Consider the following 24,186-nt stretch of genomic DNA (forward strand, 5'->3'; position numbering starts at 1 on the left):
CTGCCCGTTGTCAGGTAGTGACGCCGATTTCGGCGAGGCGGCCGAGGCAGGCCTCTTCGATATTGTCGAGTTCCGTCAGCGTGTCGTCTATATCCTTGCGCTTCTGGCGCAGGTCCTCACGCTTCTCGTCGACGCGCTTCATCAGAAGCTTCAGCTGGCCGAGTTCGCCCGGCGGCTCCTTGTAGACCTGGATGATCTCGCGAATTTCCGCGATGGTGAAACCGATCCGCCGCCCGCGCAGGATTTCGCCGATCAGCCGGCGGTCCGCCGGCCGGAACAGGCGGGTGCGCCCTCGCCGCTCCGGATGGATCAGTCCCTCGTCCTCGTAGAATCGGAGCGTGCGCGTCGAGACACCGAATTCGCGCGTGAGCTCCGTTATGCTATAATATTTGTTCACCGGCATGTGTTCCCCGTCGTCGAACCGGCAATAATATTGACTTTTACGTAATAGTCAATTTCAGCCACCATTCAGATGCCGAACCACCAGGTCGCGATGCCGAGAAAGGCGAAAAAGCCGGTACAGTCGGTCACCGTCGTAACAAAGACCGAGGAGGCGATGGCCGGATCGGCCCCCATCTTGTCGAGCAGCAGTGGCAACAGGATGCCGGCAAGGGCTGCCGCCATCAGATTGATGATCATCGCCGCCGCGATCACCCCCCCGAGCTGGTAGTCGTGAAACCATGTGCCGGCTATCGCGCCCATGATCGTCGCGAAGATGACGCCGTTGAGGATGCCGACGCCCGCCTCTCTGCGGATGATGCGGCCGGCATTGTAGATGTCGAGATCGCGGGTGGCGAGCGCGCGCACCGTCACCGTCATCGTCTGCGTGCCGGCATTGCCGCCCATCGAGGCGACGATCGGCATCAGCACCGCAAGCGCGATCATCTTCTCGATCGAGGCGTCGAAGAGCCCGATGACGCTGGCCGACAGCATCGCCGTGCCGAGATTGATCAATAGCCAGAGGAAGCGCGAGCGCGCCGTCGACAGCACATTGTCGGACAGCTCTTCGTCGCCGACGCCGCCGAGGCGCTTGATGTCCTCGTCCGCCTCTTCATGGATGACGTCGACGACGTCGTCGATGGTCAATACGCCGACCAGCCGGCCGTTTTCGTCGACGACGGCGGCGGAGAGAAGGTCGTACTGTTCGAAGAGCTGGGCGGCCTCTTCCTGGTCCATCTCGGCCGGAACCGGATGATTGGTTTCGCGCATGATCTGCTCGATCTTCGTCTGCCGCTTGGTGCGCAGGATCTGATCGAGGTCGACGGCGCCGAGCAGCTTGAAGGTCGGATCGATGACGAAGATCTGTGAGAAGGAATAGGGCAGATCCTCCTCGTCGCGCATGTAGTCGATCGTCTGTCCCACAGTCCAGAACGGCGGCACGGCGACGAATTCCGTCTGCATGCGGCGCCCGGCCGAGCTTTCCGGATAGTCGAGCGCCCGGCGCAACCGCACCCGTTCGGTAAACGGCAGTTGCGCAAGGATCTCTTCCCGGTCTTCCTTGTCGAGATCTTCGAGAATGTAGACGGCATCGTCCGAATCGAGCTCGCCGATCGCAGCGGCGATCTGCTCGTTCGGCATCTGGTCGACGATCTCGCGGCGGATCGCCTCGTCGACCTCGGTCAGCGCCGTCATGTCGAAATCTTCGCCGAGCAGGCGCACCAGCGCCAGCCGCTGATCCGGCTGGATCGCTTCCAGCAGGTCGCCTATTTCGGATTCATGCAGGCGGGCGACATTCTGGCGCAGGAACAGCGTATCGCGATCGGCGATCGCGGCGCCGACGAGGGCAAGGAAATCGCCACGGACATTGCCGTCCTCGTCGTAAATATCCGCTTCCTCGTCATCGCGCCGGCGAATGCGGTCTTCCGTATCGGTCGTCGTCATCTGCCGCCCTCGCACCTGGTTCCAATTTCAACGGCTACCGCGCCGCATTCGCAAATGTCGGCCGAAAACACATTGTCAACAAGCGGATAGTAAATTCCGCGCGAAGCTCCCGCAGTCGGAATTCTGCTCCTGCTAGCTCAAAGCAACCCTGCCGTAAAGCGTCAAACCGCGCTTCTTGATGACAATGCCTGCGGCCAACGATAGTTTTCCCGTCGTTCAAACAGAGGAAGCCCGCTTCATGCCCGTCCGTCCGATCCTGCGTTATCCGCATCAGGGCCTGAAGACTGTCTGCGCCCCGGTGACGGCCTTCGATGACTCGCTCGCCGCGCTGGCCGACGACCTGCTGGCGACGATGCGCGCGGCCCCCGGTGTCGGCATCACCGCCGCCCATATCGGCGTCTTCCTTCGTGTGACGGTGCTCGAGCTGGACAAGACCGATGGGGTGCGCCTCTATGTCAATCCTGAGATCACCTGGCAGTCGCAGGAGACGATGATCCATACCGAGGGCAGTGTCTCCATGCCCGGCGCGACCGATGAAGTCACGCGTCCGCGGGCAATCCGCTTCCGCTATCGGGATGCCGACGGCAAGATGCACGACGAGGCCGCCGAAGATTTCCTCGCCATTTGCATCCAGCACGAGGTCGACCAGCTCGACGGCATTTTCTGGCTGCAGCGGCTTTCGCGGCTGAAGCGCGACCGCCTCGTCAAGAAATGGGAGAAGACGCAGGGCTGACAAATCGCCCGGCACACCGAACCATTCGCCCCTGTCGGCGTTTTCCCGCAGAGAAACAAGGAGCGACCATAATGGCAAGGATCGGTGACAAGACCCCGATTTCACGCGAGTCCCCGGAGCTTTCCCGTGAAGAGGATTATCGCGACCTCGAAGAACGCAATCTCGACGACGGCTGGCCCTATGCCGACGGCACCGCTGGCAGCGACCCGGCCAACCGCCCCTATGGCGAGACAAAAGCGAATTTCGACCGCGATCCAAACCAAGGCTTTCGCATCGACGGCACGGATAAGGACGGCAACGAGAACCGCCTGAAGGATACGCTGCGCCCCGGCACGATCGATCGTGACGACAGCGACGAGCTCGAAGCGCGGGTAAACGACATTCTCGAAAACATTCCCGAAGTGGATATCAACAGCATTGAGGTCCACGCCGACGGCCACGTCATCACCCTGGAAGGCTCGGTGGAGACGATCGGCATCGCCCGCAAGGTCGAGCTCGGCGCGCTGTCTGTCGACGGCGTCCATCATGTCCGCAACAGGCTGCAGCTGACCGGCGTCGACGCCCACATCCCCAACGAAGACTGAACCTCACTTGACGATCATGACGGGAGGCCGCTGCCGCCTCCCCTTAGGTTCTGTTCAACATTACCAAAAGTTAACAATCTTCGATTGTAGCGATCACGGATGATCAGATTGGCTATTTTGTTAGGCGGCTGCCGTAACGGCAACGTCAAGTTCATTGACAAGACCGTGATTTCATTTGAACAAAAGGTTGCGGGCCAGCCGTAATCCGTTCACAATTTCGCCAGAATTGGAGCGCGAACTCTATCCGCCGGGGATGGTTTATGTTGTTGAATTCAACAACAGATTGAGGAGAAGAAACCATGCGCATCAAATTTGCCCTCGCCGCATCTCTGTTCGCCGTCAGCCTCGCAGGCGCTGCCTTCGCCCAGCCGACATATTCCGACGACTATACCAATGACAGTGACGGCTTTGCGCCGAGCCCGATGGCCAAGCCCGCTCCGGTTCACTACAGCAACCGCAAGGCCCCGGCCTATTCCAGCGATTACACCAATGACAGCGACGGCTTTGCCCCGTCCGCCGTGGCCACCCCAGTCGTCGACAAGACGGCGACCGCGAGCATCAAGCCCCTGCCGCCGTGCCACAGCATGGTCGGTCCGAGCGGCTCCCATACCAAGGGTGCCGACAGCGGCGCCTCGCGCACCGAAGCCTGCCGCGCAACTCATTGATCCAATAGAAGGGGCCGAAAAATCGGCCCCTTCCTTTTAATCCGGTTCTGTCGCCTCAGAACGAACGGAACGAGCCGGTAACGGGTCGTGGTCATGAAGGCGTCGTCTCAAAATCAGATCGCGATCTTTCGAGGATCACTTTTCGCTTGAGTCGCGGTTCAGATCAGCGCGACGTGTTTCACCGTCGTCGATGCTTATGTCCGACGCGGCGGCAATCACGGCCAACTGGCCGTGTCACACATATAAAAGGTGATCAAGCTATACCGAAATCATCGCCCGGCGAGCGTTCCCTGAAGGGGATGGTGCGGTCGAGAAGACTCGAACTTCCACGGGTTGCCCCACAGCGACCTCAACGCTGCGCGTCTACCAATTCCGCCACGACCGCATCGTGGTAGGTGCCGATTTGCGTCGGCGGGGCAGCATGTAGCAAAAGCATTTGGGGTGCACAAGGGCGATATGACAGTTTTTTTGAAAACCTTTCACAGCATTTGAATTGGCTGGAAAACGGGTCCATATAGGTTGCCTGCCGCCCCTATTTATCAGGCATTTCGGGGCAAGCGGCAAGGAATGGCCATGCTTCGCACCGATCTCGAATTCTCCATGCTCCCCAAACTCGATACCCGCCCGGTGCGCTGGCGCATCGCCGACGGGCTCGTCGCCTATGAGGAAGCGGTGGAAGCGATGGAGCGCGAGGTCGCGGCGATCGCAGAGGGCGGCGACGAGCTTGTCTGGCTCGTCGAGCATCCGCCGCTCTATACCGCCGGCACCAGCGCCAATGCCGGCGACCTCGTCCAGCCGGATCGCTTCCCGGTCTTTGCGACGGGACGCGGCGGCGAATATACCTATCATGGACCCGGCCAGCGCGTCGCCTACGTCATGCTCGACCTGAAGCGCCGCCGCCAGGACGTGCGCGCCTTCGTCGCCGCCCTCGAGGAGGTCGTCATCCGCACGCTCGACATGATGAACGTGCGCGGCGAGCGGCGCGAGGATCGCGTCGGTGTCTGGGTGCGCCGCCCGGAAAAACCGCTGCTGGCCGACGGAACCATGGCTGAAGACAAGATCGCCGCCCTCGGCATCCGCTTGCGCAAATGGGTGACCTTCCACGGCCTGTCGCTGAACGTCGATCCGGACCTCGATCATTTCAGCGGCATCGTGCCCTGCGGGATATCGGCCTATGGCGTGACCAGCCTCGTCGACCTCGGCCTGCCTGTCATGATGGCGGATGTCGACATCAGCCTGCGCGCCGCTTTCGAGACGGTTTTTGGCGAGACAGTGAACGCGCCCTGACCGCTTGCGAGGTTTGACGGCTTGATTTGCCTGGCTTTCCCGTGATGATGGGCGCCGTCCCCGAAAGAATCGGCCGCCAATGTCAGAGCCCCATCAAAACTCCCTGCAGGGCATGGCCATCATGTCCGGCGCCATGTTCATCCTGCCGACCATGGACGCCATCGCCAAATACATGGCCACCTTCGAGGCGATGTCGCCGGGCCAGGTGACATTCTACCGATTCTTTTTTCAGATCGCCTGCACCCTGCCGATCCTCGTCGCTCTTTTCGGGTTGAGGGCGTTTTCGGCCAAACGACCATGGATGAATATTCTGCGGGGCGTGCTGCATGGGGCTGCAAGCCTGCTATTCTTCGTCGCCGTCAAATACATGCCGCTTGCCGACGTCTTCGCCATCTATTTCGTCGAGCCCTTCATGCTGACCGCCATGTCGGCTGTATTCCTTGGAGAGAAGGTCGGCTGGCGGCGCTGGATGGCGATCGCGGTCGGTTTCGGCGGCGCGATGATCGTCATTCAGCCCAGTTACGAGATTTTCGGCCTCAAGGCGCTGCTGCCGGTCGCCTGCGCCTTTCTGTTCTCGCTCTATCTTTTCCTCAATCGCGCAATCGGCGAGGCCGATTCGCCGCTCACCATGCAGACGATGGCGGGCATTGGCGGGACGGTCTTCATGGCCGCCGCCCTTCTCGCCGGCAGCGGCGCCGGCAGCGAGGATTTCGCCATCTCCCTGCCCGCCTCCGGTCTCGGTCTCGCGCTGCTTCTCGCCCTTGGCTCGATCTCCGGATATGCGCATATGCTGGTGGTCCGGGCTTTCCGGCTTGCGCCGCTATCGCTGCTTGCGCCGTTCCAATATTTCGAGATCATCTCGGCCACGGTGCTCGGCTATGCGTTGTTCAACGATTTCCCGAGTTTTTCCAAGTGGATCGGCATCTTCATCATCGTTGCATCGGGCCTTTTCATCATCTGGCGCGAGCGGCAGCAGCACAATCGCTAAAGTCCTAATGATTTCGGGAATGTCAGGTTAACGCCTCTTCTTGAGGGATCGTCAATTCGCAGGCGATAAAACTGTCTCCGGCTTCATGATGAAGCCTGGAGTTAAAACATGAGCGAATTCCGTCTCGCTTTTCCGGCCTGTGTCGTGGCCGGCAAGCATCGGCTGACGGCCGAAGATATCGTATTGTTGCGCAAACATGCCTTTCCCGAGGGGATCCGGACATCCCAGGATGTCGGGGCGATGTTGGCGCTCAACAATTCCTGTCCTGAAAAATGTGCCGAATGGAACGCTTTTTTCGTGGAGCAGCTCGCCGGTTTCATCGTCAACCACACCCATCCGCAGGGCTCGTTGGATGACATCAACGTTGCCTGGATCATGCGCATGTTCACCACCGATGGCGTCGTCAACTCGGCGCTGGAGCTCGAGCTCATTCTCCACATCATGGAGCTTTCGGCCGATGTCCCGGGTGAACTGCGAGCGCTTGCCCTCGACCAGCTTCGCCTGGCGATCACCGACGGCATCGGCGGCTACAAGCAGTCACGCGCCGTCGACCGAAGGAGCATCACCCGCCAGGACGTCGATTTTACGATGCGCATCTTCAGAAGCATTGCCGCAGGCGGCGTCATCGCCGTGGCTCCGGCCGAATATGGCGTCTTCCAGCAGATCGAGCAGGCAACCCTGCCGGCTGCCAACCATCCGCACTGGGCCGGCATCATGGCTGCCGTCGAACTGCTCGATCGTTTCGAGCCGCGCCGCAGCCGCTGGCTTCGCATCGTCGACGAAGAACCGGTAGCCCAAGCCGCCGTCGCCTGAGCTTTCTCAAGCCCGATTGTGCGTTCCGGTGTTTTATGCGTAAAACTCCGGAACGCATTTCTGGGTGGAGTCTCGATGTTCAAGAAAATCCTGATCGCGAATCGCGGCGAGATTGCCTGCCGCGTGATCAAGACCGCGCGCCGCATGGGCATTTCGACCGTCGCGGTCTATTCGGATGCGGATCGGGATGCGCTGCATGTCGAGATGGCCGACGAGGCCGTGCATATCGGCCCCGCTGCGGCCTCGGAAAGTTATCTGGTCGCCGAGAAGATCATCGCCGCCTGCAAGGCGACCGGCGCCGAGGCGGTTCATCCCGGTTACGGCTTTCTTTCCGAGCGCGCCTCCTTCTGTGCCGAATTGGAAAAGCAGGGCATCGTCTTCATTGGCCCGAAGCCGAAGGCGATCATGGCGATGGGCGACAAGATCGAATCGAAGAAATTCGCCAATGCCGCCGGCGTCTCCACCGTGCCCGGCCATCTCGGCGTCATCGAGGATGCCGCCCATGCGGAAACGATCGCCGGCGGCATTGGCTATCCCGTCATGATCAAGGCGTCGGCCGGCGGTGGCGGCAAGGGCATGCGCATCGCCTGGAACAAGGCCGAAGTCCGCGACGGCTTCGAGCGCGCCCGCTCGGAGGCGAAAAGCTCCTTCGGGGACGACCGCGTCTTCATCGAGAAGTACGTCGTCGAGCCGCGCCATATCGAGATCCAGGTGCTGGCCGACGCCCATGGCAATGTCGTCTACCTTGGCGAGCGCGAATGCTCGATCCAACGGCGCAACCAGAAGGTGGCCGAAGAGGCACCCTCGCCTTTCCTCGACGAAAACACCCGCAAGGCCATGGGCGAACAGTCGGTTGCGCTGGCCAAGGCCGTCGAATACCAGAGCGCCGGCACCGTCGAATTCATCGTCGACCGCGACCGCAACTTCTACTTCCTCGAAATGAACACCCGCCTGCAGGTCGAGCACCCCGTCACCGAGCTCGTCACCGGCATCGACCTCGTCGAACAAATGATTCGCGTCGCGGCCGGGGAGCCGCTCAGCTTCGGCCAGGAGGATGTCAGCCTCGATGGCTGGGCGATCGAAAGCCGGCTCTATGCCGAAGATCCCTACCGCAACTTCCTGCCTTCGATCGGCCGGCTGACGCGTTACCGCCCGCCGGCGGAAGGCCGAAGCGGCAACGTCGCCATCCGCAACGATACCGGCGTCTTCGAGGGTGCGGAGATCTCGATGTATTACGACCCGATGATCGCCAAGCTCTGCACCTGGGCGCCGACGCGCGGCGAGGCGATTGACGCCATGGGCCGGGCGCTCGACGGTTTCGTCGTCGACGGCATCGAACACAATGTCCCCTTTCTGTCGGCGCTGATGAAACATCCGCGCTGGCGCGAGGGTCGGCTTTCCACCGGTTTCATCGCCGAGGAATATCCTGACGGCTTCGCGCCGACGAAGCCGGACAGGCACGAGGAGACCACGCTTGCCGCGATCGCGCTGTCGGCTTCGCTCATCGAAACGAACCGCCGCGACGGTTTTGCCGATCGCCTGCGCGCCGCATCCGGCCCGCTGCGTGAGCATTGGGTGGTTAAAACAGGCGAAGACTACGTCGATGTCAGCTTGCTCGACGGCCTCGTCACCATCCCCTTCGATATGGACATGGCGATAGAGGGCGAAAACCGGAGCGTTGTCACCGATTGGAGACCGGGTGATCCGGTCTGGAGCGGCAAGGTCGGCGGCCGGGATATTACTGCCCAGATCCGTCCCGTTCTCAACGGCCTGCGCATCGACTGGCAGGGACTGTCCGTTATCGCCAAGGTCTTTTCGCCGCGCCATGCCGAACTCGACAGGCTGATGCCGGTAAAGCTGCCGCCCGATACATCCAAGCTTCTACTCTGCCCGATGCCAGGTCTCGTAGTGTCCATTGCGGTCGCCGAAGGCCAGGAGGTCAAGGCCGGTGAGACGCTTGCGATCGTCGAGGCGATGAAGATGGAGAATGTCTTGCGCGCCGAGCGCGATCTCGTCGTTTCGAAGATCAATGCCGCGGCTGGCGAAAGCCTGGCCGTCGATGCCGTGATCATGGAATTCGCCTGAGAGAAAGCCCGCGGCCGGCCGTTTTCGCTTGAGCGCGGCGCGCCGACCATGCCAAGCTCCGCCCCAGTAACATTGTCAGGGAGATATCAAATGGACGTTCGCGCCGCCGTAGCCGTTCAGGCCGGAAAACCGCTCGAAGTGATGACCGTACAGCTCGACGGCCCGAAGGCCGGCGAAGTGCTGGTCGAGGTCAAGGCGACCGGCATCTGCCACACCGACGACTTCACCCTGTCCGGCGCCGATCCCGAAGGCCTGTTCCCGGCGATCCTCGGCCATGAGGGTGCCGGCATCGTCGTCGATGTCGGCCCCGGTGTCACCTCGGTCAAGAAGGGCGACCACGTCATTCCGCTCTACACGCCGGAATGCCGCGAATGCTACTCTTGCCTTTCCCTCAAGACCAATCTCTGCACCGCCATCCGCTCGACCCAGGGCCAGGGCGTGATGCCTGACGGTACTTCGCGCTTTTCGATCGGCAAGGACAAGATCCATCATTATATGGGCTGCTCGACCTTCGCCAATTACACCGTGCTGCCGGAGATTGCCCTTGCCAAGGTCAATCCCGACGCCCCCTTCGACAAGATCTGCTACATCGGCTGCGGCGTCACGACAGGCATCGGCGCGGTGATCAATACCGCCAAGGTCGAGATCGGTTCAACCGCGATCGTCTTCGGCCTCGGCGGCATCGGCCTCAACGTGCTGCAGGGCTTGCGGCTCGCCGGTGCCGACATGATCATCGGCGTCGACATCAACCCTGACCGCAAGGCCTGGGGCGAAAAGTTCGGCATGACGCATTTCGTCAATCCGAAGGAGGTCGGCGACGACATCGTGCCCTATCTCGTCAACATGACCAAGCGCAATGGCGACCTGATCGGCGGCGCCGACTACACCTTCGACTGCACCGGCAACACCAAGGTGATGCGCCAGGCGCTGGAAGCATCCCACCGCGGCTGGGGCAAGTCGATCATCATCGGCGTTGCCGGCGCCGGCCAGGAGATTTCCACCCGGCCGTTCCAGCTGGTCACCGGCCGCAACTGGATGGGCACCGCCTTCGGCGGCGCGCGCGGCCGCACCGATGTTCCCAAAATCGTCGACTGGTACATGCAGGGCAAGATCCAGATCGACCCGATGATCACCCACACCATGCCGCTCGAGGACATCAACAAGGGCTTCGAGATGATGCACAAGGGTGAAAGCATCCGCGGCGTGGTTGTTTATTGATGGCTGCGACGACCTACACCGCCGTCCTCAAGAACGTCGATGAGCTCCTCGCGCGGGAGCTCTACGAACTCTTGAAAATGCGCGTTGATGTCTTCGTCGTCGAGCAGAACTGCCCCTATCCGGAACTCGACGGCAAGGACATCGACGCCCTGCACCTAAGGCTGCTGCAGAGCGGCGAACTCCTGGCTTCGGCGCGGATCCTGAAACCGCATGAGCCGCATGATCCGTCAAAGATCGGTCGCGTCGTCGTCTCGCCGGCCCATCGCGGAAAGCGGCTGGGCGATGCATTGATGAGCGAAGCGATCTCTGCTTGCGTACGGCTTTTTCCGGCAAACCCCATCGCCTTGTCGGCGCAGGCTCACCTGCGCCGATTCTACGAAGGCTTCGGTTTCGTCGTGGCGTCGGAGGAATATCTGGAAGACGGCATTCCCCATATCGATATGGTCCGCCAGCCAGCCATCCAGCCGGCAAGGATATTGTCATGATCTATGTCGACGCCGATGCCTGCCCGGTGAAGCCGGAGATCATGAAGGTCGCCGAACGTCTCGGCCTCGAAGTCACCTTCGTCGCCAATTCCGGCCTGCGCCCATCGCGCGATCCGATGATCCACAACGTCATCGTTTCCAGCGCGTTCGATGCCGCCGACAACTGGATCGCCGAGCGCGCCGGAGCGGGCGATGTCGTCGTCACCGCCGACGTGCCGCTCGCCGTGCGCTGCGTCGCCACAGGCTCCTTCGTCAGCGGCCCGACCGGCCGTGTCTTCGACGAGACCAATATTGGCATGGCGAGCGCCATGCGCGATCTCGGCGCGCATTTGCGCGAAACCGGCGAGAGCAAGGGCTATAACGCCGCCTTCAGCCCGAAAGATCGCTCACGTTTCCTCGAAACCTTCGACCGCCTCTGCCGCCGCGCCAAGAGCCTTTCCGCCGAGGCTGGCGGGAAGCCCTGATCACACCCGCATGAAACGGGTGGCATGGCTGCCATGCGGATTCCCACCTTGAATGCATCCGTCCCCTCACGCATATAGACGCTATCGCAGACGACTGCGGCATCCTGACGGATGCAACGTCGCGGGGACGGCCTCGCTCTTGACAAGGAGAGTCGCATGGCCTGGTTTCTGCTTTTTCTTGCCGGTCTTTTCGAATGTGGTTGGGCGATCGGCCTCAAATATACCGATGGCTTCACGCGGCCGTTGCCGACAGCGTTGACGGTCATATCCATGGTCGTCAGCGTGGTGCTGCTCGGCCTGGCGGTGAAGCATCTGCCGATCGGCACTGCCTATGCGGTCTGGACCGGCATCGGCACGGTCGGCACCGTGCTGCTCGGCATCTGGCTGCTCGGCGATGAGGCAAGTGTCTCCCGTCTTGCCTGTATCACGCTGATCGTCGGCGGCATCGCCGGTCTCAAGCTCACTGCCTAAATAAACAAAACGCTGCGGGGCACCGCAATGCCCCGCAGCCTATCATCAGGCTAGCTTGCGGTTATCGACAGCAAAAGCGCCGGGACCGGAGAAGAACAGGTAGAGGAAGACGAAGCAGAACAGGATGGCAGCGTCGCCCTGGTTGACGGCCGGGAAGAAGCTGTTCGGAGCATGCGCCATGAAATAGGCGACGGCCATTTGGCCGGCCAGCAGGAAGGCGACGGGACGGGTCAGCAGGCCGACGAGAATGAGGATGCCACCGACGAGCTCGAGAAGAGCCGCGAAGAGCATCAGCGGCGGAAGCGGGCCAGACATCTGCGAAGCTGGAAAGCCGAAAAGCTTCATCGTGCCGTGTTCGATGAACAGCAGCGCGGTGATGATTCTGAGAGCGGCCAGCCCATAGGGGCGATAGGCGGAAAGACGCTCGAAAGTTGACATAAAACCTCTCCATTTGAAACAATGCAGCCGAGCGTTAGCTTGTCCCCCGCAAGGATTGAACACACGGATCGTTGACGGCCGTTCACTTTTTCGACAGCGGGTAAACACCCGGCCGTGCGCCTTTATTCGGTGAAAAATCTCAGAGCGGAATGTTGTCGTGTTTCTTCCAGGGATTGGCGAGATCCTTGTTGCGCAGCATCTTCAGCCCGCGCGCCAGCCGCCGCCGGGTCGAATGCGGCATGATCACCTCATCGACATAACCGCGTTCGGCGGCGACGAAGGGGGACAGGAACCGGTCCTCGTACATTTTCGTATGGGCGGCGATCTTTTCCGGATCGGCGATATCCTTGCGGAAGATGATCTCGACCGCGCCCTTGGCGCCCATCACGGCGATCTGCGCCGTCGGCCAGGCATAGTTCAAGTCGCCACGCAGATGCTTCGACGCCATCACATCATAAGCGCCGCCGAAAGCCTTGCGGGTGATGACGGTGAGCTTCGGCACCGTCGCCTCGGCATAGGCAAAGAGCAGCTTGGCGCCATGCTTGATGAGCCCGCCATATTCCTGTGCGGTGCCCGGCAGAAAGCCCGGCACGTCGACGAAGGTGACGATCGGAATGTTGAAACAGTCGCAGAAGCGCACGAAGCGGGCGGCCTTACGCGAGGCGTCGCTGTCGAGCACGCCGGCCAACACCATCGGCTGGTTGGCGACGAAACCGACGGTGGAACCTTCGATGCGGCCGAAGCCGCAGACGATGTTGCCGGCAAAGCTCGCCTGGATCTCGAAGAAATCCCCCTCGTCCGCCACCTTCCGGATCAGCTCCTTGATGTCATAAGGCCTGTTGGCGCTCGCCGGCACCAGCGTGTCGAGCGAGACGTCGGTCTCCGTCACCGACTGGTAACATTCGATCTCGGGCAGCGGCGCGGTGTTCGAAAGCGGCAGGAAATCGATCAACCGGCGCACCTGTAAGAGCGTTTCGACATCATTGTCATAGGCGCCGTCGGCAATCGAAGAGCGCGTGGTATGCACCACGGCGCCACCGAGTTCCTCAGCGGTTACCGTCTCGTTGGTGACGGTTTTCACCACATCGGGGCCGGTGACGAACATGTAGGAGGTATCGCGCACCATGAAAATGAAATCGGTCATGGCCGGCGAATAGACGTCGCCGCCGGCGCAGGGGCCCATGATCACCGAGATCTGCGGGATGACGCCCGAGGCGAGCACATTGCGCTGGAAGACTTCGGCATAACCGCCGAGCGCGGCGACACCTTCCTGAATGCGGGCGCCGCCCGCGTCATAGATGCCGACGATCGGCGCGCGGTTCTTCAGCGCCATGTCCTGCACCTTCATGATCTTCTCGGCATGCGCTTCCGAAAGCGAGCCGCCGAAGACGGTGAAGTCTTTGGCGAAGACGAAGACCGTGCGGCCATTGACCGTGCCCCAGCCGGTCACGACGCCGTCGCCCGCAATACGGCTCTTGTCCATACCGAAATCGGTGGAGCGATGTTCGACGAACATGTCGAACTCCTCGAAGGAGCCTTCGTCGAGGAAAAGGTCGATACGCTCGCGCGCCGTCAGCTTGCCGCGCTTATGCTGAGCCTCGATACGTGCCTTGCCGCCGCCAAGGCGAGCGATGCCGCGGCGGCGTTCCAGTTCTTCGAGAATTTCCTTCATGCGATTTCCCTCACCGCCTGCGTGTTCGATATGCCCTAAAGCATGATGCCGAAAAGTGTGAGCGGTTTCCGGAGGACACCATGCTCTAACTCACTAATCTAGAACAGGATTCAGATTTACGTCCGACCGGGCCTAAAATCATCCTGTTCTAGCACTACGACCGCTGAGCGAGAAAACCGAGCGTATCCTGGCTGCCACATCCTCGGCGATGATTTCGTCGGCAAGCTTGGGATCGGCGGCCATGCTGGTCACGTCAAAGGCGCTGACAGCGATCACCGACCCATCCTCCACCGAAGCCGCGTCGACGCTGATCTTGGCGACGTTGCGGTCCTTCTGGAAACCGAGGCCTTTCTGGATGGATATCACGCGAATCGTCAGTACAACCCGCGGCAGCGCGGTATCACGCACGGTGGCGTTGATCGCGGCATTGACGCGGTCGTTGATGCCGGAGAGCAGCTCGGCCGGCATGTTCGGCCCGGAGAGAACGACAGCGCTGCGCACATCGTAGAGCGGCGCCGCAGGCTTCGGACCCAAAAGGCTGGCGCAGTTCGTGAGCGCAATACAGACGAGTACGGCCCGGCAAAAACACGACCTCAGCCAATTCATCACAAAATCCCGCACCGCCCCGTTGGAGTCGCAGATTTCGTCATAATGTCCGGGAAGGCAATATGTTTCAGGCGCTTAGGGCGAAAAAAACATCCGCGGCCGCCTTGAACTCGACAAAGCGCTTGGCGCGGCGCTCCTCGGCGTCCTCGTCGCGCCCCCAATGCTCGATCGTCCAGTCCTCGTCGAGATGAGCAAGCGACCACACCTCTTCCACCGTCAGCCGGCGCTCGGCGAAGGCGAGCGCAAGGATCGCCGAGCCGGTCAGCGTCGTGATGGTGTGGAGCGCGGCGAGCGCCATCGGGCTCTGATGCCGCGCCAGCGTGATGGCAAAGGCTGCGGTCGCCTCGCGCGGCTGTTCATGGTGCATCACCCCTTCTATGAGGATGAAGCGGGCGCCCAGATCATTTGCGGCCCAGTCGATTACCGGATCCCAGCGCTCCCTCTGGCGCTCGACCAGCAGTTCGGGGCCGTCCGCGCGGTAGCAGAGGAGGTCGCTCGAGGAAAAGCGCAGGATGTCTTCGAAGATCGCCTGCGCATTGGTGGCCACGCCGTCGAGCGCGGTGTTGACGAGCCGCGTCACTGGCATGGTCACGGGATCGATCTCCTGGCCTTGGGCTTGCCATTCGGCGGCGACAAGCTGCGCGAGCGCTTCGGTCGGCACAGCGAGAACCTGCCGCGCCGGCGTGCGCACCATCTTGCCGTCGAGCGTGATCGCAAAACCACCCTCATGTTGGGCAACGGCGACCTCGGCATAGAAGCGCTTCGGCAGCGGTTTCTTCATCTGAATTTGCGCCCGGCGGATGGGATCGGGATGGCTCAGGCCTTCGGAAAGATCGTTCAGCAGATCACGCATGGGCTCACCTCAGGAAAAATGGCGCAATATCTCGTTTGGATGATAGGCGATCGCATCGGCGCCATTGGCGATCAGCTCATCCACGCTGGCATAGCCCCAGGCAACGCCGATCGCCTTGGCGCCGGCAGCCTTTGCCATCTGCATATCGTAAACCGCGTCGCCAATGACAATGGCGTCACGCGGATTCATGCCGGTTTCGTCGCAGCATTCCGTCACCATGGCCGGATGCGGCTTTGACGGGCAATCGTCGGCGGTGCGGGCAACGACAAAATGCTGATCGAAACCGTGCGTCTCCATTACGAGGTTGAGCCCACGCCGGGATTTGCCGGTCACCGCCCCGATCAGCAGGTTCTCGCGGCCGCTGATCGCGTCGATCATCTCGCGAATGCCGGCAAACAGCGGCTCCCTGTAGTCGAGATCCTGGCGCACGACGGTAAACAGCGATTTATAATGCGCCGTCATGTCGATATCTTGCTGCTCGACATGCGGCCTGCCCTGCATGCGAGCAATCGCGATATCGAGCGACAGGCCGATAATGGCCTTGGTATCCTCAAACCGCGGTTCCGGCTTGCCGAATTTATCGAAAGTCCGACGCATGGTTTCGTGGATCAGGCCGGCGCTGTCGACCAGCGTGCCGTCGCAATCGAAAAGCGCAAGTTTCATTCGCTGTCCCTTTCAGCCCCGGCAAGGTCGAGACCGAGCAAATTCCAGGTCTGCACCATATGCGGCGGCAGCGGCGCGCTGACGCGCAAGCGGCCACCGGATGGGTGCGGGATGTCGATATGGCGCGCGTGCAGATGCAACTTCTTCTGGATGCCGCCTGGAAAATCCCAATTCGGATCGTCGTCGAAATATTTGGGATCGCCGATGATCGGATGGCCGATATGCAGGGCATGGACGCGCAGCTGGTGGGTACGGCCGGTATAAGGCTCCATTTCCAGCCACGCGAGGTTCTGCGCCGCCGTCTCCAGCACGCGGTAGAAGGAAATCGCATGATCGGCGCCGTCTTCGCCGTGTTTGGCGATGCGCATGCGGTCGCCATCGGCTGTCGGTTCCTTGACGAGCCAGGTCGAGATCTTGTCCTCGTGTTTGCGCGGCACGCCCTTGACCAGCGCCCAATAGGTCTTCTTGGTGTCGCGCTCGCGGAAGGCGGCCGTCAGTTTCTGGGCGGCGCCGCGGGTGCGGGCGATGACAAGAACACCTGACGTGTCGCGGTCGAGGCGGTGAACGAGCCGCGGCTTTTCGCCCTTGGGGCTGGTCCAGGCTTCGAGCATCTGGTCGATATGCCGGGCCACACCGGAGCCGCCTTGCACCGCAATACCGGGCGGCTTGTTGAGCACGATCACCTTTTCGTCCTCATGCAGCACCATCCGCGACAGGAGTTCGAAATCGCTGGAATGCTTGAGATCCTTGCCGGCGATCGGACCCGATTTCAGCTTCGCATCGACATCCAGCGGCGGCACGCGCACCGTCTGGCCGGGCTGCACGCGCGCATCCGATTTGACACGGCCGCCGTCGACGCGCACCTGGCCGGAGCGCAGCAGTTTCTGCAGCGGACCGAAGCCGAGCCCGGGAAAATGCACCTTGAACCAGCGATCGAGGCGCATGCCGGCTTCGTCGGGTTCAACCTTGATATGTTCTATACCAGCCATAAAAAATCTTTCGGAAATAACTGCACGGGCCGAGCCGGCGTTCTTGCCGCAGCCTTTAGAGCATTTTCATGCAAAACGGAAACCGGAATCAGACCAAAGCGCGCATGATGGCGAGCCCGGCGATGACCGCCGCCATCGAAAGGCCGACGCTAGCTACGATATAGATGCCGCCGGCGACGGCCTCGCCGCCCTCGAACAGCGAGATGGCGTCTAGCGAAAAAGCCGAAAAAGTGGTGAAGCCACCGAGGAAGCCGGTGATGAGCAGCAGGCGCAGTTCGGTTGAGGCGTTGAATTTTCGGGCGATCAGTTCCGCGAAGACACCGATGACGAAGCAGCCGACAACATTGACGGCGAGCGTGCCCCAGGGAAAGGCCGGCCCCATGAGCTTCAGCGCCCATCGGCCAACATAATATCTAAGCACGGAACCGATGGCGCCGCCGACGGCGACGAGGAGAGCCTGGATCATGGGCGGAACATCCTGACTAGAACGCTTTCAATCGTGACGGAATAAATTCTTATAATTCAGTAAAATGCCAGAGGTTTTCTTATGCTGGCGCCAACATCCTGCCGATACTGTGCCGGCATGACCCAGCTCCTTTCCATTTCGGCAAACACCGCTGCCATTGCCGCTGAAACGCTGAGAATACCGCAGCGTGTTGCGAACAGCACCGCCGCGCGTGAGTCGCGCCGTCTCGCGGACCGGCAATTGAAAGCCGAGAGCACCGAAGGGGTGGACGATCCATCCAGCATCATTCAATCAACCGAAGTGGCGCTCGACCTGATGACGAAGGGCAACCGCCAGCCGCAGGCCGGCCTGAAGCAGGCGCTGCAATCCTACGAAGATTTCTGAGGCTCCCGCCTTTCCAACGAAAAGCCCGCGTCGCGGGCTGTTCTATTTTGATCGGCTTTAACTCACTTGCCCTGGGCCGACAACACCTGCAGCACCAGGTCGACCTTGCCGGCCTTCTCGAAGGTCAACGTCACCGGCACGGTATCGCCCTGCTTGAACGGCGTTTTCACCTTCTGGAACATCAGATGCAGGTTACCGGGCTCAAGCTTGACGGTTTCACCCGCAGCGATGGCGATGCCATCCTTCAGCTGCCGCATCCGCATGACATTGTCTTTCGTTTCCATCGCATGGATCTGAACCTCGCCTGACACCGGCGAGGTTACCGACACCAGGCGATCGTTCGTCTGGCCGCTATTCTTCACCGTAAGGAAGCCGCCGCCGACCGGCTGGCCGGGCAGCATCGCCTTGGCGAAGCCGCCGGAGATTTCGAGGTCGCCGGCCTTGACTGTTTCGCCGGCCGGCACCGCGGCCGCCATACCCGACATGTCCATGCCGGCCATGTCGTGGTCGTGACCATGGCTGTCCCCCGCGACGATCTTCAAGAGCGGCGCCGGATTTTTCATCCCATGCGGGTCGCTGCCGTCCTTTGCCACCTGATCCCAGGCGGCCACCGCGTCGCCGCACATCTGGATTACCGGAAAGGCCAGCGACGTACCAGCCTCAACGCCCGATACCTTCCCCTGGATGACAAAGGTGTCGTAGAAATCGTCGGAGAGGTTGCCGTTCTTCCAGCGGATCTCGACCGCGCCCGTCTTCACCTTGTCGCCGTGGTTGTCGTAGGTCTTCTGGTAGTCGCCTTTGATCACCTCGAGCTCCCAGCCGGCTTTCGGCTGCGGCTTGGCGAAGACGAAGCCTTCCGGGAGTTTGACCCGCACTTCAGTGGTCGCCTTGCCGTCGCAACCATGCGGCAGCTGCAGCATGGCGAGAATGGTAGTTTCCTGTGTCGCCTCCTTGTTAAGGAAGGTCATATGGGCCTCGGCGCCGGCAAAGGCAGTTGCGGAAAGAAGCGCCGCAAGCGCGAAAGTCTTGGCAAATGTTTTGATGGTCTTCATCGGATATCTCCTCGCCGGCCGCGGACGCTGTTGGGCGGATCGGCATGCTTCATCATCGGTTGCAAAGGCAGGTCAGATGAGAACCGGTGGAGCGCGGGAATTCGCCCGACTGACGGCGCTGGCGCCGGCAACGGCTGATGTTTCGATCGGGGCATTGATGAGCGAGGCGAGCTTGCGCTCGAGCCAGGAACCTGCATCCGGCGTCGGCAGGATCACCGAGGCTGATAGCCGGCAGGCCTCGCAATTCGGCTTGAAGGCAACGGTCTTGCCGCCGGTGTCTTTCACCGTGACGCAGAGCGAGGCAAAGCTGCCGTCGGGCAGCATATAGGCGGCAGCGTCATAACCGTCGGAAGCGACAGCCTGCGGCGCCTGGTGGGCAAATCCGAGCAAAAGCAAGCTCAAGGCGCAAAGCATGCGCAGAAAGAGTGTTGCTTTCGGTCCGTTCTGCCGCATGAGATCCCCTTCAACAGCATGTCGCGATAGCCGGTTTCCCCTTGAATTGCAAAAGCAGATTTGCCGCAGTTCAGGGTCGGACCTGACTATCGCGACAAAAATTTGTTCGGCGACGACATTTGCCGCTTGCCAAGTACCGCAGCCGCCGGATAATTGCGCCAACCTTGTTGGGAGAATCCGGTGCTTTCGCCACCGGTGCCGAAGGAGCAACCGCCCCGGAAACTCTCAGGCCAAAGGACCAGCAAGGGGCAGACGGAACTCTGGAGAGAAGCGTTCTCGAAACGCTCGCCGAAGGGATAACAATCTCAGGCGTCAAGGACAGAGGGGGCTCAGGAGAGAAGTGCGCAGCCGCGCCTTCAGATTTGAGCCCGCGCCTTCGTGAGAAAGCGCAAACCCCGGAGGCGTCGTTTGGACGATACTGCTGCCCTGAAGAAAACCCCGCTGCATGCCCTGCATCTCCAGCTCGGCGCCCGCATGGTGCCGTTCGCGGGTTACGACATGCCGGTGCAATATCCCGCCGGCGTGATGAAGGAACATCTTCATACCCGTACTGAGGCCGGCCTCTTCGACGTCTCCCATATGGGTCAGGTCATCGTGAAGGCGAAGTCGGGCAGTTATGAAGATGCGGCGCTGGCGCTCGAAAGCCTGGTGCCGGTCGACATCCTCGGCCTTGCCGAGGGTCGCCAGCGCTACGGCTTCTTCACCGACGACACCGGCGGCATTCTCGACGATCTGATGATCACCCATGTCGACGACCACCTCTTCGTCGTCGTCAACGCTTCTTGCAAGGAGGCCGACCTCGCCCATCTGCAGGCCCATATCGGCGACCAGTGCGACATCACGCTTCTGAACCGCGCTTTGATCGCTCTGCAGGGGCCGCGCGCCGTCGAGGTTCTCGCCGAACTCTGGGCCGATGTCGCGGCGATGAAGTTCATGGATGTGCGCCATTGCCGCCTGCACGACGTCTCCTGTCTCGTCTCGCGCTCGGGCTATAGCGGCGAGGACGGCTACGAGATCTCCATCCCTACGGACAAGGCCGTGGATGTCACCATGCGGTTGCTCGAACATCCCGATGTTCAGGCGATCGGCCTCGGCGCCCGTGATTCGCTGCGCCTGGAAGCCGGTCTCTGCCTCTATGGCAACGATATCGACACCACCACCTCGCCGGTCGAGGCCGCTCTGGAATGGGCGATGCAGAAGGCCAGGCGAGGCAATGGCGCACGCGCCGGCGGGTTCCCGGGCTCCGGCCGCATCCTTTCCGAGCTCGAAAACGGCGCCGCCCGCCGCCGTGTCGGCCTGAAACCGGAAGGCAAGGCGCCGGTGCGCGGCCACGCTAAACTCTACGCCGATGCCGAGGGCAAAGTCGAAATCGGTGAAGTCACTTCGGGCGGCTTCGGCCCCAGCGTCGAAGGCCCCGTCGCCATGGGTTACGTGCCGGTCTCCCATGCTGCGGCCGGCACGCTCGTCTACGCCGAGGTGCGCGGCAAATATCTGCCGATCACCGTCAGCGCCCTGCCCTTCGTCACACCGACCTACAAACGATAAACCCATTCCAGAGAGGACGAACAATGCTGAAATTTACCGAAGAACACGAATGGCTGAAGATCGAAGGCGGTGTTGCGACCGTCGGCATCACCAATTATGCCGTCGATCAGCTCGGCGACCTGGTTTTTGTGGAACTGCCGGAAGTCGGCGCGACCTTCTCCAAGAACGGTAATGCCGCGACCGTTGAATCGGTCAAGGCCGCTTCCGACGTCTATTGTCCGCTTGACGGCGAGATCACCGAGGTCAATCCGGCCATCGTTGCCGATCCGTCGCTGGTCAATTCCGATCCTCAGGGTGCCGGTTGGTTCTTCAAGCTGAAGCTTGCCAATGCCGCGGATGCCGACGGCCTGCTCGACGAGGCCGCCTATAAGGAGCTCACCGCGTAATGACGACGCCGACCGAATTCCAGTTCACCGATTATCAGCCCTACGATTTCGCCAATCGCCGCCATATCGGCCCCTCGCCGGCCGAGATGACCGACATGCTGAAGGTGATCGGTTACAACAGCCTCGACGGGCTGATCGACGCGACGCTGCCGCCCTCGATCCGCCAGAAGGCGCCGCTCGTCTGGGGCGCGCCGATGACCGAACGCGAGGCGCTCGACAAGCTGCGCGAGACCGCCAACAAGAACAAGGTGCTGGTCTCGCTGATCGGCCAGGGCTACTACGGCACGATCACGCCGCCGGTCATCCAGCGCAACATCCTGGAGAATCCCGCCTGGTACACGGCTTACACGCCCTATCAGCCTGAGATCAGCCAGGGCCGGTTGGAAGCCCTCTTGAATTACCAGACGATGATCTCGGACCTGACCGGCCTCGATGTCGCCAACGCCTCGCTGCTCGATGAGGCGACTGCCGCTGCCGAAGGCATGGCGATGGCCGAGCGCGTCTCCAAGTCGAAGGCCAAGGCTTTCTTCGTTGATGCCGACTGCCACCCGCAGACAATCGCCTTGATCCGCACCCGCGCCGAACCGCTCGGCTGGAGCGTCATCGTCGGCAATCCCTTCACTGATCTCGATCCCGTGGATGTCTTCGGAGCGATCTTCCAGTATCCCGGCACGCACGGTCACGTGCATGACTTCACCGGCCTGATCGCACGCCTGCATCAGGCGGGCGGCATCGCCGTCGTCGCGGCCGATATCCTGGCGCTGACGCTGTTGAAATCGCCCGGCGAAATGGGCGCCGACATCGCGGTCGGATCCTCGCAGCGCTTCGGCGTCCCGGTCGGCTATGGCGGCCCGCATGCAGCCTTTATGGCGGTCAAGGACGCGATCAAGCGCTCCATGCCTGGCCGCCTCGTCGGCGTTTCGGTTGATGCCCGCGGCAATCGCGCCTACCGCCTGTCGCTGCAGACCCGCGAGCAGCATATCCGCCGCGAGAAGGCAACCTCGAACATCTGCACTGCCCAGGTGCTGCTCGCCGTCATGGCCTCGATGTATGCGGTCTTTCATGGGCCTGATGGCATCAAGGCGATCGCCCAGCAGGTGCACCAGAAGGCCGTGCTGATGGCCAAGGGCCTGGAAAAGCTCGGCTATAAGGTTGACCCCGAAAACTTCTTCGACACGATCACCGTCGATGTCGGCCATATGCAGGGCCTCATCCTGCGCGCCGCCGTCGCCGAAGGCGTCAATTTGCGCAAAGTCGGCGAAACCCAGATCGGCATGAGCCTCGACGAGCGCACCCGGCCGGCGACCCTCGAAGCCGTCTGGCGCGCCTTCGGCGGCAATTTCACCATTGCCGATTTCGAGCCCTCCTACCGCCTGCCGAAGGGCCTGCTTCGGACCAGCGACTACCTCACCCATCCGATCTTCCACATGAACCGGGCCGAAAGCGAGATGACGCGTTACATCCGCCGGCTCTCCGACCGGGATCTCGCCCTCGACCGCTCGATGATCCCGCTCGGCTCATGCACGATGAAGCTCAATGCGACGGCGGAAATGCTGCCGATCACCTGGCCGGAATTTTCCGACATCCATCCCTTCGTGCCGGCCGACCAGGCGCTCGGCTATCGCGAGATGCTCGACGACCTGACGGAAAAGCTCTGCGCCGTCACCGGCTACGACGCCTTCTCGATGCAGCCGAATTCCGGCGCTCAAGGCGAATATGCCGGCCTGCTGACGATCCGCAACTACCACATCGCCAATGGCGAGGCTCATCGCGACGTCTGCCTGATCCCGACCTCGGCGCATGGCACCAACCCGGCTTCGGCCCAGATGGTCGGCATGAAGGTGGTCGTCGTCAAGGTGCGCGAGAACGGCGACATCGACATGGAGGATTTCCGTGCGAAGGCAGAGGAGCATGCGGCAAATCTCTCCTGCTGCATGATCACCTATCCCTCGACGCACGGCGTGTTCGAGGAAACCGTCAAGGAGATCTGCGATCTCGTGCACAAACAGGGCGGCCAGGTCTATCTCGACGGCGCCAACATGAACGCCATGGTCGGCCTATCCCGCCCCGGCGACATTGGCTCCGACGTGTCGCATCTCAACCTGCACAAGACCTTCTGCATTCCGCATGGCGGCGGCGGTCCCGGCATGGGCCCGATCGGCGTCAAAGCGCATCTGGCGCCCCACCTGCCCGGCCATCCCGAGACCGACGGCCGTCCCGGCGCGGTGTCTGCGGCAGCCTTCGGCTCGGCTTCGATCCTGCCGATCTCCTGGAGCTACTGCCTGATGATGGGCGGCGAAGGCCTGACGCAAGCGACTAAGGTGGCGATCCTCAACGCCAACTACATCGCCGCCCGGCTGAAGGGCGCCTATGACGTGCTCTACAAGTCGAAGACCGGCCGCGTGGCGCATGAATGCATCATCGACACCCGGCCGCTGGTCGACAGCGCGGGCGTCACCGTCGACGACGTCGCCAAGCGGCTGATCGACTGCGGCTTCCATGCGCCGACCATGAGCTGGCCGGTGGCCGGCACGCTGATGATCGAGCCGACGGAAAGCGAGACCAAGGCCGAGCTCGACCGTTTCTGCGAGGCGATGCTGGCGATCCGTGAGGAAGCCCGCGCCATCGAGGAAGGCCGCATGGACAAGGTCAACAACCCGCTGAAAAACGCCCCGCACACGGTGGAAGACCTCGTCGGCGAATGGGACCGGCCCTATTCGCGCGAGCAGGCCTGCTTCCCCCCCGGCGCCTTCCGCGTCGACAAATACTGGTCGCCGGTCAACCGCGTCGACAATGTCTATGGCGACCGCAACCTCATCTGCACCTGCCCGCCGGTGGAAAGCTACGCGGAAGCAGCGGAGTAACAGCAATTCGGCAAGCCCCTCCCGTCGTCGGGAGGGGCTGGTTGCCTGTCGGCCTCAATGTTTGGCAAGCGGTCGAACCCCGCGATGCCCGTTTCGGGGCACAGGGTTCAAATTTAACCTTTCTTAGCAAGTCCCTGTTAG

At 61.7% G+C, this 24,186-nt stretch carries 26 protein-coding genes, 1 tRNA gene and 1 riboswitch; of the genes, 15 read left to right on the forward strand and 12 right to left on the reverse strand.

What is annotated here, in order from left to right; translation table 11 throughout:
* Positions 1–10 precede the first annotated feature (10 nt).
* Positions 11–403, reverse strand: a complete 393-nt coding sequence (locus N2597_RS09835) for a MerR family transcriptional regulator (RefSeq protein ID WP_011425479.1) — start codon at positions 401–403, stop codon at positions 11–13.
* Positions 404–468: 65 nt separating this feature from the next.
* Positions 469–1,881: a magnesium transporter gene (mgtE, locus tag N2597_RS09840; protein ID WP_096764970.1), complete on the reverse strand. Its 1,413-nt coding sequence runs from the start codon at positions 1,879–1,881 to the stop codon at positions 469–471.
* Positions 1,882–2,119: 238 nt separating this feature from the next.
* Between mgtE and N2597_RS09845 the strand changes: the two genes are divergently transcribed.
* The 3 genes from N2597_RS09845 (at position 2,120) to N2597_RS09855 (ending at position 3,863) form a co-directional block, all read left to right on the forward strand.
* Positions 2,120–2,614 (forward strand): peptide deformylase, encoded by a 495-nt coding sequence (locus N2597_RS09845; protein WP_096764978.1) that lies wholly within the window; start codon positions 2,120–2,122, stop codon positions 2,612–2,614.
* A 71-nt stretch (positions 2,615–2,685) separates the two neighbouring features.
* A complete protein-coding gene (locus N2597_RS09850) occupies positions 2,686–3,198 on the forward strand; it encodes a BON domain-containing protein (RefSeq protein WP_096764971.1) in 513 nt (170 codons plus the stop codon).
* 299 nt (positions 3,199–3,497) lie between these two features.
* Positions 3,498–3,863: a hypothetical protein gene (locus N2597_RS09855; protein ID WP_038689127.1), complete on the forward strand. Its 366-nt coding sequence runs from the start codon at positions 3,498–3,500 to the stop codon at positions 3,861–3,863.
* 300 nt (positions 3,864–4,163) lie between these two features.
* Here N2597_RS09855 and N2597_RS09860 read toward each other — a convergent pair.
* A tRNA-Leu gene (locus N2597_RS09860) sits at positions 4,164–4,248 on the reverse strand.
* A gap of 182 nt (positions 4,249–4,430) precedes the next feature.
* On the opposite strand from N2597_RS09860, the gene lipB reads away from it, so the two are divergent.
* The 8 genes from lipB to sugE all read left to right on the forward strand — a co-directional run bounded on the left by lipB (position 4,431) and on the right by sugE (position 11,674).
* Positions 4,431–5,150: a lipoyl(octanoyl) transferase LipB gene (lipB, locus tag N2597_RS09865; RefSeq protein ID WP_096764972.1), complete on the forward strand. Its 720-nt coding sequence runs from the start codon at positions 4,431–4,433 to the stop codon at positions 5,148–5,150.
* A gap of 79 nt (positions 5,151–5,229) precedes the next feature.
* On the forward strand, positions 5,230–6,138 hold the full coding sequence (locus N2597_RS09870) for a DMT family transporter (protein ID WP_096764973.1): 909 nt from the start codon (positions 5,230–5,232) through the stop codon (positions 6,136–6,138).
* 108 nt (positions 6,139–6,246) lie between these two features.
* Complete coding sequence (locus tag N2597_RS09875; RefSeq protein ID WP_096764974.1) at positions 6,247–6,951, forward strand: hypothetical protein; 705 nt, start codon at positions 6,247–6,249, stop codon at positions 6,949–6,951.
* A 75-nt stretch (positions 6,952–7,026) separates the two neighbouring features.
* Positions 7,027–9,036 (forward strand): acetyl-CoA carboxylase biotin carboxylase subunit, encoded by a 2,010-nt coding sequence (locus tag N2597_RS09880; RefSeq protein ID WP_183597710.1) that lies wholly within the window; start codon positions 7,027–7,029, stop codon positions 9,034–9,036.
* A gap of 90 nt (positions 9,037–9,126) precedes the next feature.
* On the forward strand, positions 9,127–10,254 hold the full coding sequence (locus tag N2597_RS09885) for an S-(hydroxymethyl)glutathione dehydrogenase/class III alcohol dehydrogenase (RefSeq protein WP_183597708.1): 1,128 nt from the start codon (positions 9,127–9,129) through the stop codon (positions 10,252–10,254).
* Positions 10,254–10,739 carry a GNAT family N-acetyltransferase gene (locus N2597_RS09890; protein ID WP_183597706.1) on the forward strand — a complete coding sequence of 162 codons (486 nt, stop codon included), beginning with the start codon at positions 10,254–10,256 and terminating at the stop codon, positions 10,737–10,739. Before N2597_RS09885 ends, N2597_RS09890 begins: the two co-directional genes overlap by 1 nt.
* Positions 10,736–11,203, forward strand: a complete 468-nt coding sequence (locus tag N2597_RS09895; protein ID WP_183597704.1) for a YaiI/YqxD family protein — start codon at positions 10,736–10,738, stop codon at positions 11,201–11,203. The genes N2597_RS09890 and N2597_RS09895 overlap by 4 nt, the downstream gene beginning before the upstream one ends.
* A 156-nt stretch (positions 11,204–11,359) precedes the next feature.
* Positions 11,360–11,674 (forward strand): quaternary ammonium compound efflux SMR transporter SugE, encoded by a 315-nt coding sequence (sugE, locus tag N2597_RS09900; RefSeq protein WP_009991822.1) that lies wholly within the window; start codon positions 11,360–11,362, stop codon positions 11,672–11,674.
* Positions 11,675–11,719: 45 nt separating this feature from the next.
* Here sugE and N2597_RS09905 read toward each other — a convergent pair whose 3' ends face one another.
* The 7 genes from N2597_RS09905 to crcB form a co-directional block, all read right to left on the reverse strand.
* Positions 11,720–12,112 carry a DoxX family protein gene (locus tag N2597_RS09905; protein WP_010060625.1) on the reverse strand — a complete coding sequence of 131 codons (393 nt, stop codon included), beginning with the start codon at positions 12,110–12,112 and terminating at the stop codon, positions 11,720–11,722.
* Positions 12,113–12,251: 139 nt separating this feature from the next.
* Positions 12,252–13,784 carry an acyl-CoA carboxylase subunit beta gene (locus N2597_RS09910; RefSeq protein ID WP_038689138.1) on the reverse strand — a complete coding sequence of 511 codons (1,533 nt, stop codon included), beginning with the start codon at positions 13,782–13,784 and terminating at the stop codon, positions 12,252–12,254.
* A 138-nt stretch (positions 13,785–13,922) separates the two neighbouring features.
* Positions 13,923–14,390 carry a calponin homology domain-containing protein gene (locus N2597_RS09915; protein WP_096769538.1) on the reverse strand — a complete coding sequence of 156 codons (468 nt, stop codon included), beginning with the start codon at positions 14,388–14,390 and terminating at the stop codon, positions 13,923–13,925.
* Between the two features lie 67 nt (positions 14,391–14,457).
* Positions 14,458–15,243: an ATP12 family chaperone protein gene (locus N2597_RS09920; protein ID WP_183597702.1), complete on the reverse strand. Its 786-nt coding sequence runs from the start codon at positions 15,241–15,243 to the stop codon at positions 14,458–14,460.
* A 9-nt stretch (positions 15,244–15,252) separates the two neighbouring features.
* Complete coding sequence (locus N2597_RS09925) at positions 15,253–15,906, reverse strand: HAD-IA family hydrolase (RefSeq protein ID WP_039619912.1); 654 nt, start codon at positions 15,904–15,906, stop codon at positions 15,253–15,255.
* The gene (locus N2597_RS09930) at positions 15,903–16,895 is read right to left on the reverse strand and encodes an RluA family pseudouridine synthase (protein WP_038689146.1); all 993 of its coding nucleotides are present in this window, start codon (positions 16,893–16,895) and stop codon (positions 15,903–15,905) included. The genes N2597_RS09925 and N2597_RS09930 overlap by 4 nt, the downstream gene beginning before the upstream one ends.
* Before the next feature lie 88 nt (positions 16,896–16,983).
* Positions 16,984–17,361 carry a fluoride efflux transporter CrcB gene (gene crcB, locus N2597_RS09935; RefSeq protein WP_038689148.1) on the reverse strand — a complete coding sequence of 126 codons (378 nt, stop codon included), beginning with the start codon at positions 17,359–17,361 and terminating at the stop codon, positions 16,984–16,986.
* Between the two features lie 117 nt (positions 17,362–17,478).
* Here crcB and N2597_RS09940 point away from each other — a divergent pair, with 117 nt between their 5' ends.
* On the forward strand, positions 17,479–17,745 hold the full coding sequence (locus N2597_RS09940) for a hypothetical protein (protein ID WP_038692570.1): 267 nt from the start codon (positions 17,479–17,481) through the stop codon (positions 17,743–17,745).
* Between the two features lie 62 nt (positions 17,746–17,807).
* Here the strand turns inward: N2597_RS09940 and N2597_RS09945 are convergent, their stop codons facing one another.
* The gene (locus N2597_RS09945; protein WP_183597700.1) at positions 17,808–18,797 is read right to left on the reverse strand and encodes a copper chaperone PCu(A)C domain-containing protein; all 990 of its coding nucleotides are present in this window, start codon (positions 18,795–18,797) and stop codon (positions 17,808–17,810) included.
* 72 nt (positions 18,798–18,869) lie between these two features.
* Complete coding sequence (locus N2597_RS09950) at positions 18,870–19,250, reverse strand: hypothetical protein (RefSeq protein WP_096761767.1); 381 nt, start codon at positions 19,248–19,250, stop codon at positions 18,870–18,872.
* Between the two features lie 158 nt (positions 19,251–19,408).
* Positions 19,409–19,501: riboswitch (glycine riboswitch) on the forward strand.
* A 157-nt stretch (positions 19,502–19,658) separates the two neighbouring features.
* On the opposite strand from N2597_RS09950, the gene gcvT reads away from it, so the two are divergent.
* Genes gcvT through gcvP form a run of 3 tightly spaced genes read left to right on the forward strand, consistent with a single transcriptional unit; the run spans position 19,659 to position 24,045 of the window.
* A complete protein-coding gene (gene gcvT, locus N2597_RS09955; protein WP_183597699.1) occupies positions 19,659–20,795 on the forward strand; it encodes a glycine cleavage system aminomethyltransferase GcvT in 1,137 nt (378 codons plus the stop codon).
* Between the two features lie 23 nt (positions 20,796–20,818).
* Positions 20,819–21,181: a glycine cleavage system protein GcvH gene (gene gcvH, locus N2597_RS09960; RefSeq protein WP_017964444.1), complete on the forward strand. Its 363-nt coding sequence runs from the start codon at positions 20,819–20,821 to the stop codon at positions 21,179–21,181.
* Entirely contained in the window at positions 21,181–24,045 is a 2,865-nt protein-coding gene (gene gcvP, locus N2597_RS09965; protein WP_183597697.1) for an aminomethyl-transferring glycine dehydrogenase, read from the forward strand. The genes gcvH and gcvP overlap by 1 nt, the downstream gene beginning before the upstream one ends.
* The last annotated feature ends 141 nt before the right edge of the window (positions 24,046–24,186 follow it).

Source organism: Rhizobium sophoriradicis (genome assembly GCF_025200795.1).
GTDB classification, from domain to species: Bacteria; Pseudomonadota; Alphaproteobacteria; order Rhizobiales; family Rhizobiaceae; genus Rhizobium; species Rhizobium sophoriradicis.